This is a genomic window from Streptomyces beihaiensis (assembly GCF_026274175.1).
GTDB classification, from domain to species: Bacteria; Actinomycetota; Actinomycetes; order Streptomycetales; family Streptomycetaceae; genus Streptomyces; species Streptomyces beihaiensis.
Window position 1 is genome coordinate 40,652 of sequence record NZ_JAPHNL010000253.1, and the last position, 10,196, is coordinate 50,847.

8 protein-coding genes are annotated in these 10,196 nt (G+C 70.2%); 7 read left to right on the top strand and 1 reads right to left on the bottom strand.

The window, feature by feature from the left end:
• The first annotated feature begins 27 nt into the window (after positions 1-27).
• From OFY01_RS19880 to OFY01_RS19900, 5 genes are all read left to right on the top strand, one after another.
• Complete coding sequence (locus tag OFY01_RS19880) at positions 28-279, top strand: hypothetical protein (protein WP_266601767.1); 252 nt, start codon at positions 28-30, stop codon at positions 277-279.
• A complete protein-coding gene (locus OFY01_RS19885) occupies positions 276-3,131 on the top strand; it encodes a bifunctional glycosyltransferase/CDP-glycerol:glycerophosphate glycerophosphotransferase (RefSeq protein ID WP_266601768.1) in 2,856 nt (951 codons plus the stop codon). Before OFY01_RS19880 ends, OFY01_RS19885 begins: the two co-directional genes overlap by 4 nt.
• The gene (locus tag OFY01_RS19890) at positions 3,128-4,309 is read left to right on the top strand and encodes a glycosyltransferase (protein ID WP_266601769.1); all 1,182 of its coding nucleotides are present in this window, start codon (positions 3,128-3,130) and stop codon (positions 4,307-4,309) included. The genes OFY01_RS19885 and OFY01_RS19890 overlap by 4 nt, the downstream gene beginning before the upstream one ends.
• Before the next feature lie 135 nt (positions 4,310-4,444).
• Positions 4,445-6,178: a phosphatidylglycerol lysyltransferase domain-containing protein gene (locus OFY01_RS19895; RefSeq protein WP_266601788.1), complete on the top strand. Its 1,734-nt coding sequence runs from the start codon at positions 4,445-4,447 to the stop codon at positions 6,176-6,178.
• Positions 6,179-6,234: 56 nt separating this feature from the next.
• Positions 6,235-7,356, top strand: coding sequence for an alpha/beta hydrolase (locus OFY01_RS19900; RefSeq protein ID WP_266601770.1), 1,122 nt, complete (start codon positions 6,235-6,237; stop codon positions 7,354-7,356).
• 10 nt (positions 7,357-7,366) lie between these two features.
• Here OFY01_RS19900 and OFY01_RS19905 read toward each other — a convergent pair whose 3' ends face one another.
• Positions 7,367-7,894: a hypothetical protein gene (locus tag OFY01_RS19905; protein WP_266601771.1), complete on the bottom strand. Its 528-nt coding sequence runs from the start codon at positions 7,892-7,894 to the stop codon at positions 7,367-7,369.
• Between the two features lie 304 nt (positions 7,895-8,198).
• On the opposite strand from OFY01_RS19905, the gene OFY01_RS19910 reads away from it, so the two are divergent.
• On the top strand, positions 8,199-8,885 hold the full coding sequence (locus OFY01_RS19910) for a response regulator (RefSeq protein WP_266601772.1): 687 nt from the start codon (positions 8,199-8,201) through the stop codon (positions 8,883-8,885).
• Complete coding sequence (locus OFY01_RS19915; RefSeq protein ID WP_266601774.1) at positions 8,882-10,006, top strand: sensor histidine kinase; 1,125 nt, start codon at positions 8,882-8,884, stop codon at positions 10,004-10,006. The genes OFY01_RS19910 and OFY01_RS19915 overlap by 4 nt, the downstream gene beginning before the upstream one ends.
• Positions 10,007-10,196 lie beyond the last annotated feature (190 nt).

Consider the following 10,196-nt stretch of genomic DNA (forward strand, 5'->3'; position numbering starts at 1 on the left):
GTCCCGGCGCACCCGGGGCGCAGCGCCGTGTGGGACATCCATCTGACCCCGTACGCCCAGGGGCTCACCCTGCGCCCCGCCCGCCTCTTCGGCGACCTTCCACAGCGCGGTGGCATCGACCGCTTCCCCACGGCCCACCACGCGGTCCCGCCGCGCACCTGCACCGTCCAGCCGCGTCTCACGGCCGACCACAACCTCGCCCTGCGCACCGTCCTCAGCACCCGCCCGCACCAGCCCGACGACCTCGCCGCGGAAGATCGACCCAGGAAACGCACATGAACCGTCAACCAGACATCTCCGTCGTCGTCATCGTGCACAACGACGCCGCGCGGCTGCTCACCGCCGTGCAGTCGGTCCTCGACCAGACGCTGCGCGGCGTCGAGGTCGTGATCGTCGACGACTGCAGCACCGATCCCTCGTACGCGGCGGCCCAGCGGCTGGCCGCGGCGCACCCCGCCCGGATACGCGCCTTCCGGCTTTCCGAGAACAGCGGCGCGGGCGGCGAACCGCGCAACCACGGCATCCGGCACGCCTCGGGCCGCTACGTCATGTTCCTGGACAGCGACGACGTGCTGGAGCGCAACGCCTGCCGCAATCTCCTCGAAGCCGCCGAGACCACCGGCAGCGACATCGTCTCCGGGCTGTGCGTGCGCCGGCACCTGGACAGTCGCCACCGCGGCACCACCAAGTGGTACCCGTGGCTGTACGAGAGCACGCGCACCGTGGATCCGGTCTCCGAACTGCCGGATCTGTTCGTCTGGGACACGCTGTCCACGAACAAGTGCTACCGGCGCGGCTTCCTCATCGACAGCCAACTCCGCTTCCCCAAGGGGATGTTCTACGAGGACCTGCAGTTCATCGCCGAGGCGTATCTGGCCGCGCGGCGCATCACGCTCATCCCGAACCAGGTCTACTTCTGGAACGTCCGCCAGAAGGCGGAGTCCAAGTCGGTCACCAACAGCCGCCACGAGATCACCAATTACACGCATCGCCTGGAGATCCACCGCCGCATCGACGCGCTTTTGGCGGACCGTGGCCTCGACGATCTCAGGCGCGCCAAGGACCGCAAGTTCCTCAAGCACGATCTCGTCCTGCACCTGCGGGACCTTCCGCTGCGCGACGACGCCTACCGCCGTGAGTTCGCCGCGCTCTCGCAGGAGTATCTCGCGGGCATCGACCCGACGGCCTACGAGGCGGTCCACGCCTCCGTGGCGATCTGCGCCTATCTGCTGCGGCAAGGCGACTGGGAGCGGCTGATCCCGGCCGTGGACACGCTCATGCACCGGGACAAGATCTCCTCGCCGCTCGCGCAACGGGACGGCCGCGTCTACTGGACCGACGCCGGCGGGCACCTGGACGACCCGCTGGGCCGCCGCGTCCTGGACGTGACCGCACTCGGCTACCACCACAGGCCGTTGGAGCGGATGTCGCTGCGCAACGAACTGACCGGGTTCGCCGCGGCGGGCACCACGGTCAGCCTGTCCGGCCGCATCACCAATCCGCTGGGCTCGATCCCGCCCGGCGCCGCCCTCCGCGGCGAGCTGGTCCTGTCGGCTCGCCGCAAGAGCCTTCAGTCGTTCACCTTCCCGGTACGGTCCCTACGCCACGACGGCTCCACGGTCAGCTGGGAGACGGAGGCGGACCTCGGCCGACGGCTGCGCCCCCTGGGCATCGTGGACACCGTCTGGGACATCCGCATGCGCCTGGAGGCGGACGGTGCCCGCACCGTCTCCCGGATCACCGCCGCGGACACCGCCCTGACCGGCAACGAGGTGCCGGTCAGGCCACGGCTGACCCGCCTGACCGCCGACCGCGTCGAGCCGCACGTCAGCGCCAAGGGGCACCTCGCGTTCCGCCTGATCTCCCAGGGCCCTGCCGCCACCAGCGCCTCCGGACTGATCGAACGCGGGGTGCACGGCGCTCCGGGCGCACTCGGCAAGGCCGCTTACCGCAAGGCTCGGGCCCTGCGCAGGAAGCTCACCTCCACCGACACGAAACTCCGTGCCTACCACGAGGTCTTCAGCCGCTTGCCCGTACGCGGACGCACCGTCGTCTTCGAGAGTCACCTGGGCAAGCAGTACAGCGACAGCCCCCGCGCCCTGTACGAGGAGATGCGCCGCCAGGGCCTGGACTTCGAGGCCATCTGGTCCTACCAGGGCAGCCCGCAGGGCTTCCCCGAGGACGCCACCCTCGTACGCCGCTGGTCGCTGCCCTACCTCAAGGCGCTCGCCCGGGCCGAGTTCTGGGTGGACAACCAGAGCTTCCCGCTCAAGCTCACCAAACGCGCGGGAACCACCTACCTGCAGACCTGGCACGGCTCCGCGCTCAAACGGATGGGCTTCGACCTGCCCGAACTCAAGGCGATGACGCGCGACCGACAGCGCGAGCAGCACGACGCGCTCCGCCGCTTCGACCACTTCGTGGTCCGCACCGAGCACGACGTGGGCACCCTCGCCAAGGCGCTGCGCCTGGACGAGCAACGCCTGTTGCGGACCGGGTATCCACGCAACGACTCCCTGGTCCGCGCGCGGGAGCGCGAACGCGCCGTCGGCCGGCGCGAACGCGGCCCACTCGCCCGCGAGTTGGGCGTCCCGCAGGACAAGGCGGTGCTGCTGTACGCGCCCACCTTCCGCACGCCAGGCCGCTTCGAGCTGCCCTTCGACGTGGAGCGCTTCGCCGAACAGTTCGGCGACCGGTACGTGCTCCTCGTCCGCGCGCACTACCTCAACCACGTCGTGCTGCCGCCCTCGGTGACCGGCCGTGTCATCGATGTGTCCACCCACCACGACGCCGCCCCGCTCCTGGAACTGGCCGACGCGCTGATCACGGACTACTCCTCGGTGATGTTCGACTTCGCCCTCCTCGACCGGCCGATGCTCTTCTTCACGTACGACTACGACACCTACGCCCACGACGGCCGCGGCACCTACTTCGACCTGGCCTCCCGCGCGCCGGGGCCGGTGTTCGCCACCGAGGAGGAGTTCCACGCGGCGGTGAAGGCCCTGGACTCCCAGGCACTCGCCTACGCACCGGCGCGCGAGCGGTTCGTCGCGCGCTTCGGCGAATACGACCGCGGCGACGCCGCGCGGCGGATCGTCGACCAGCTCTTCGCAGATTGGAAGCACCGATGACGCACCGGACCCGGACACTCACCGCTGTCGCTAGCCGGGACGTCTTCCTCGTCTCCAACAGCGTCGACGAACTGGGCGGGATCACCAGCTGGTCCCACCAGATGGCTCGCCTGTTCAGCGAACGAGGGCACAGAGTGCACGTCCTCGGCATCACCCCCGCCCCGGCGGGCCGCCGCCATGACCTCGGCGACGACCTTCCGTACCGCACCACGACCCTCTACGACGTCCATCCGCCCACACGGCCCCCGGCCGGAGTTCTCCGGCGTCGCGTCGACCCGGTCGACCGGCGCCGCCACGCCGCCCATCTGGACGGCATGCGCCGACGAGCCGCGAGGCTCACCGACCTGTTCCGGGCCGCCGGGCCCGGCGCCGTCGTGATCGTCACCCAGGTGTGGGCGATGGAGTGGGTCGCGCTCGCCGACACCACGGGGCTGACCGTGATCGGCATGAGCCACGAGTCGTACGAGACCTGCCGAAGGTCCTCCCGGTTCCGGCGAGTTCAGCGCTACTACAAGGACGTCGACCGCATGCTCACGCTCACCCGCGAGGACGCCGACCTGTGGATCCGCGAGGGACTCGACCACGTGGGGGCCATGCCCAACCCGTTGCCGTTCTTCCCTGACGAGCCCTCACCGCGCCGCGCGAAGACGGTGGTCAGCATCGGCCGACTCCACGAGGAGAAGGGCGTCGATCTGCTCCTGGAGGCATGGGCACTGGTCTGCGTGAACCATCCCGACTGGACCCTGGCCGTATTCGGCGCCGGCGAGGAGGAGCCCGCCTTGCGGCGCCAGTGCGCGGACCTGGGCATCGAGAAGTCTGTCGAGTGGCGGGGCCGTACCGCCGACGTGCCGGGAGCGCTGCGCGAGAGCTCCGTCTTCGCGCTGAGCTCGCGCGGCGAGGGGTTCCCGCTCGCCCTGATGGAGGCGATGGCCACCGGCGTGCCCTGTGTCGCCTTCGACGTGGCCCCCGGAGTACGCGAGATCGTCACGGACCAGGTCGACGGCCTTCTCGTACCCCCCGCAGACACCCGTCGACTCGCGCACTGTCTGGAGCGGTTGATGAGTGACCAGGACCTGCGCGACCGCATGGGGGAAAGCGCACGCCGAGGCGTACAGCGCTTCTCCACCGACCGGGTCGTGGCCCGCTGGGAGAGCCTGTTCGACCTCCTCGCCCGCTGAGCGGCCGACCCCCGCCACCCGGCGGGGTACTTGCAGCCGGTCGCCGGATGGCAGACCCGCCCGATCCTCACGAATGTCGTAGACGTGACTGCATACACCACACCGTCCACCACAGCCGGGAAGCCTCACGCGATCGTGACCACGCCCCAGTGCCGTCGGGCGGCGGCCGCGGCGAGCGTCTGGTACCTGCGCGCCATGGCCCTGCTGAACGTGCTGGCGGTGCTCTCCGTTCCGCTGCGCGACCGGGTCCAGGAGCACAACGAGGGCGAGTACTTCACCCCGTACCTGCTCACGGCCGGCCTGGTGTCCGCGATGCTCGCGCTGTGTCTGGCGGTCGCCATGCGCCGGCGCAAGCGGGCGGCGTGGATCTTCAACACGGTGCTCACCGCACTGACCCTGGCGGGGATGCTTCTCTTCCTGCTCGTGCCGGACGACGACCTCGGCTTCCGGCACCACTGGATCAACTGGGCCTCCGCCGCGCTCACCGCCCTCTTCCTGCTGGCCCTGCTCGTGGGCCGCAAGGAGTTCACGTCGAAGGGCGACCGCTCCAATCCACGGACCGCGCTGGCGACCCTGGTCGGCGGCGGGGCCCTCGGCACCGCGCTCGGTATGGCGCTGGTGCAGGCGACCGGCGCCGGGACGGGAGCGGACTTCTCCGACCGCCTCGGCTACGTCGTGGCCCGCTTCGTCACGCTTGACCCCTCCGAGAAGGCCGACCGCCTCCTCCAGGTGCCCGGCTGGGTCGACGCAACCCTCAACGTGACTGCGGCAGTCGTGTTCCTGAGCGTCCTCTACGTGGCGTTCCGCAGCCCCCGGGGACGCGTGAGGCTGACCGAGGACGACGAGAACCGGCTGCGCACCCTCCTCGACCGGCACGGCGAGCGCGACTCCCTGGGCTACTTCGCCCTGCGCCGCGACAAGGCGGCCGTCTTCTCCCCGAGCGGCAAGGCAGCGGTGACCTATCGCGTGGTCGGCGGCGTCTGCCTGGCCTCCGGCGACCCCGTCGGGGACCCCGAGGCGTGGCCGGGAGCGATCGGCGCCTGGCTGGCCGAGGCGCGCCGGCACGCCTGGGTCCCGGCCGTGATGGGCGCGTCCGAGGAAGCGGGAGTCATCTACGCACGGCACGGCCTGAACGCCCTCGAACTCGGCGACGAAGCGATCGTCGAGGTCGCCGACTTCACCCTGGAGGGGCGCGCCATGCGGGGCGTCCGCCAAGCCCACAACCGCGTCCGGCGCGCCGGCTACACCGTGCGCGTCCGCCGCCACGAGGACATACCCGAGCCCGAGATGGCCCGGCTCGTCGCCGACGCCGACCGGTGGCGCGACGGGGCGACCGAGCGCGGCTTCTCGATGGCGCTCGGCAGGCTCGGCGCACCGGCCGACGGGCGCTGCGTGATGGTCGAGTGCCACGACGCGCACGGCGAACTGCGCGCACTGCTCAGCTTCGTCCCCTGGGGCGGCAAGGGACTCTCCCTCGACCTGATGCGCCGGGACCGCGACGGCGACAACGGCCTCGTGGAATTCATGGTCATCGAACTGCTGCGGCGGGCCGACGACGTGGGCCTGGCACGGGTCTCGCTCAATTTCGCGATGTTCCGGTCGGTCTTCGAACGTGGCGACCGCCTCGGCGCGGGACCCGTGCTGCGGCTGTGGCGCGCCACCCTGGGATTCTTCTCGCGCTGGTGGCAGATCGAATCGCTGTACCGCGCCAACGCCAAGTACCGGCCCATCTGGGAACCCCGCTTCATCCTCTACGAGAAGAGCAGCGAACTGCTCCGGATCGCTCTGGCCGGCGGCCGGGCGGAGGGCTTCGTCACGACGCCGCGCCTGCCCGCCCTCTTCCGGCGACGCACACGCGTCGACTCCTGACCTGCCGCACTCCACCCTGCCCCTCCGCACGGATTCACCCGAGAAAGTCTCGTCCCATGGGTCTCACCAGCAGCAAAGTCCTGGCACTCGCCGTGCTGACGGCCGTGGCGCTGTTCGTCCTCACCATCGTGCTCTGGCCACGACTGGCCCGGCGCAGCCGGCGCGCGGTCCTCGGCCGCACCGGACTGCTCCTCATGACCCAGGTCATGATCTTCGCCTCGGTCGGCCTCCTGGCGAACAGGACCTTCGTGTTCTACGCCTCCTGGGCCGACCTCATCGGCAAGGAGCAGACGCAGGGCACCGTCGTGGACCACCCGACGGGCCCGGCCGGTATGTCACAGCTCGCCGTGGTGGAGAAGCAGAAGGTGCGGGTTCACGGCAGCAAGCGAGCGTCGTCCGCGGGCCAGATACAGAAAATCGTCGTACGAGGCGGTAAGTCCGGCCTCGTCAGCCCCGCATACGTCTACCTCCCGCCGGAATACTTCCAGTCGGGCCACGCGAGACAGACGTTCCCCGCGTCCATCGTGCTCACCGGCTACCCCGGCAACGCCAAGTCCCTCATCAAGGGCCTGAAGTACCCGACGACGGCCCACCGTCTGGCGGCGCAGGGAAAGATGCAGCCGATGATCCTGGTGATGCTGCGCCCGACCGTCGCCCCGCCCCGGGACACCGAGTGCACGGACGTCCCCGGCGGCCCGAAGGCCGAGACGTTCCTCGCCCAGGACCTGCCCCAGGCGATATCGGCCGCCTACCGGGTCGGTGCCCACGCACGCAGCTGGGGCGTCATCGGAGACTCGACCGGCGGCTACTGCGCGCTGAAACTGGGCCTGCACCATGCGGACCGCTTCGCGGCGAGCGCGGGCCTTTCCGCGTACTACAAGGCCGCCGAGGACGTGACCACGGGTGACCTCTTCCACGGTGACCAGCGCCTGCGTCACCGCGCCAACCTGTTCTGGAGCCTGGACCACCTCCCCGCACGCAACTCCTCCTTCCTGGTGACCAGCTCGAAGAAGGGCGAGCGGAACCTCAAGACCACCCTGAAGTTCATCAAGAAGGTGAAGGCCCCCGACCGCGTCTCGTCGATCATCCTCGACAGCGGCGGCCACAACTTCACCACCTGGAAACGGGAGATTCCCCCCGCACTGCGGTGGATGAGCGGCCGGCTCACCGCGCGGTGACGCTCCGGGGCTACTTGATGACGGCGTTGGCCGCCACGACGACCAGTCCGAGCAACGCGTCACCGGCACCGACCTTCGCGGCGGAACCCCAGGCACGGCCGCCTGCGCGGGCGGCGAGCAGCCCCCAGGTGAACAGCAGCACCACGTTCACGGCGAAGGCCACGTACTCGATGCCCCGCGAGGGCCACCAGCCCCACGCCGCGCCCAGCAGCAGGATCAGCGTCGGCGCTGTGGCCAGGACCAACGGCCACTCGGAGAACAGCAGCCGCGCCACCGGGCGGACCCCGTGCACGGCCTGGTCGCCGCGCCTGGCGATCAGATGCGCGTAGCCGTGCGCCAGAGCCGACGCGACGGCCGTGACCAGGAGCCACTGGGCGCTGCTGAACCGATCCTCGGGGGTCGTCTCACCCAGCTCCGTCAGGGCGGCCACCATGGAACTGGCGAGCACCGCCCCGTACACGCCCCCGAACAGCACATGGGGCCGCGCCGCGGAGCGGCGCAGAGCACGGACAGTGTGACGCAGGTGAAGACGGGGCATGACTGGCTTCCTCGAACGGTACGGAGATCGGCCGCCGCCCGCGGCCTCGGGCGGGCATACCTACCGATCCCACCGGATATGAACCATGGACACCATCCACCACACCTCGCCCGCCCGCCCGCCGACGGGCCGGAGCGCTCCCCCCCGAACGGCTGGAACGGGTCTGCCGGGTGGCTGGTGTCCCCGATGGCGTCGGTCTCCCGCGCGCCCGTGCACATAGGGTCGACGGCGAGCGATCAGCGTGCGGACGTACAGGTCGCCGAGAAGCTGGCAAGGTCAGACGAGTGTGTGAGGCGGAACGCCGGTGATCCGGGTAGTGGTGGTGGACGACGAGGCGCTGGTGCGCTCCGGCTTCGAGCTGATCCTGAACACCTCCGACGGCATCCAGGTCGTGGCCACCGCGGAGGGGGCACAGGCCGCCGACGTGATCCGCCGCGAACAGCCGGACGTCGTGCTCCTCGACATCCGTATGCCGGACGTCGACGGCCTGACCGTCCTGCGGCAGATCCAGCAACTGCCCGCACCACCCCAGGTGGCGATGCTGACCACCTTCGACACCGACGAATACATCCTGACCGCACTGCGCTCGGGAGCCGGCGGCTTCCTCCTCAAGGACACCGAACCCGAACAACTCGCCCAACTGGTACGCACGCTGGCCGCGGGCGGCGTGGTCATGTCCCCGAAGGCATCACGCGCCCTGCTGCGCAGCCACCCCGGGGCAAACGGCCCCCAGGACGCGGACGTGGCGCGGGTGGACCTGCTCAGCGACCGCGAACGCGATGTCCTCGTCCTGATCGCGGAAGGACTCTCCAACGCCGACATCGGCGCCCGCATCCACCTGAGCGCGGGCACCGTCAAGGACCACGTCAGCTCGATCCTGACCAAACTACGGGTGTCCAGCCGCGTCCAGGCCGCGCTCCTCGCCGAGCGCGCCGGACTGCTCAGCGGCGGTGACGACGAAGAACCCGCGAAACGGGACGGCGGTCGATGAGCACCGGCCTGACACTGTGGCGGCGGGTACCGCCCTGGGTCCTCGACACGGCCCTGGTCGCACTCGCCGTGCTCGATGCCTGGCTCAACCTCTTCGACGAGGACACCACCTCGTTCATGCGGGCCTGCGCCGCCATGGGTTGCGTCGCACTGTTCCTGCGCAGGCGCTTCCCGCTGGCCGTCTTCGTGCTGACCCTGCCCATGCTCCTGTTCATGGACGTGGCAGTCGCGCCGTTCGCCGCCCTGTACACCCTGGCCGCGCACACCCGACACCGTCCGCTCCTGGCCGGCTGCGCCCTGCTCAACGCGGCAGCGAGCACCCTGACGTGGCCGCTGTCCGACACGTTCTCCGGTGACCGGACCTGGACGCTCATCCAGTTCGCCTACACCCTGGCCACGGCCTTCGCCCCGGTCCTGATCGGCCAGCTCGTCCAGGCCAGGCAGGACGTGGCCCGCCAGCTCGTCGAGGTCGAAGAGGCCCGCGAACACGAGCGTGCCCTGCACGCCCAGACCGTCCTCGCCCGCGAACGCGCCCAACTGGCCCGCGAGATGCACGACGTCGTCTCCCACCAGGTCAGCCTCATCGCCGTACAAGCCGGAGCCCTGCAGGTCGCGGCCAAAGACCCCCAGGCGCGCGACGGCGCCCGCGCCATCCGCACCCTGAGCGTGAACACCCTCGACGAACTGCGCCACATGGTCACTCTCCTGCGCGCCTCCGGCGGCAAGGAGACCGAACTCACCCCGCAACCCACCCTCGCCGATCTCCAGCAGCTGATCGCCAACAGTGGCATCCAGACGACCCTGACCGGCGAGCTCCCGCCGCACATCAGCACCACCGCCCAGCGCACCATCTACCGCACGGCGCAGGAAGCCCTCACCAACGTACGCAAACACGCGCCCGGCGCCCGCGCCCACATCCACCTGTGGCACGACGCCCAGCACTTCGGCGTCACCGTCACCAACACAGCCCCCACCCGCCCGTCCGTCCCGCTGCCCAGCGCCCACCACGGCCTGATCGGCCTCAAGGAACGCGCCGAACTCCTCTACGGCACCCTCGCCGCCGAGCCCACCCCGCAGGGCGGATTCAAAGTCGATCTACGGGCCCCCTCACGGCCCGCCTGAGCACGCGCCCGGCGTCATCTCGACGTCAAGGCATCGCCGCAACGCACCACACCGCACACCGCACATAACGCGTACGGTCAGATCCGCAGGTCAGGCGCCTTTTGCGACGCGCTCTAGTGTTCTGAGTCGGGAATTCTGTTCAGATGTGTAGGCTTGCTTCATGGCACGGATGGGGCGGCCGAAGGCCGAG

What these genes read in the sequence shown, in the direction of transcription:
- OFY01_RS19885 (WP_266601768.1), top strand. Translation starts at nt 276, where the DNA reads ATGAACCGTCAACCAGACATCTCCGTCGTCGTCATCGTGCACAACGAC.
- OFY01_RS19890 (WP_266601769.1), top strand. Translation starts at nt 3,128, where the DNA reads ATGACGCACCGGACCCGGACACTCACCGCTGTCGCTAGCCGGGACGTC.
- OFY01_RS19900 (WP_266601770.1), top strand. Translation starts at nt 6,235, where the DNA reads ATGGGTCTCACCAGCAGCAAAGTCCTGGCACTCGCCGTGCTGACGGCC.
- OFY01_RS19905 (WP_266601771.1), bottom strand. Translation starts at nt 7,894, where the DNA reads ATGCCCCGTCTTCACCTGCGTCACACTGTCCGTGCTCTGCGCCGCTCC.
- OFY01_RS19915 (WP_266601774.1), top strand. Translation starts at nt 8,882, where the DNA reads ATGAGCACCGGCCTGACACTGTGGCGGCGGGTACCGCCCTGGGTCCTC.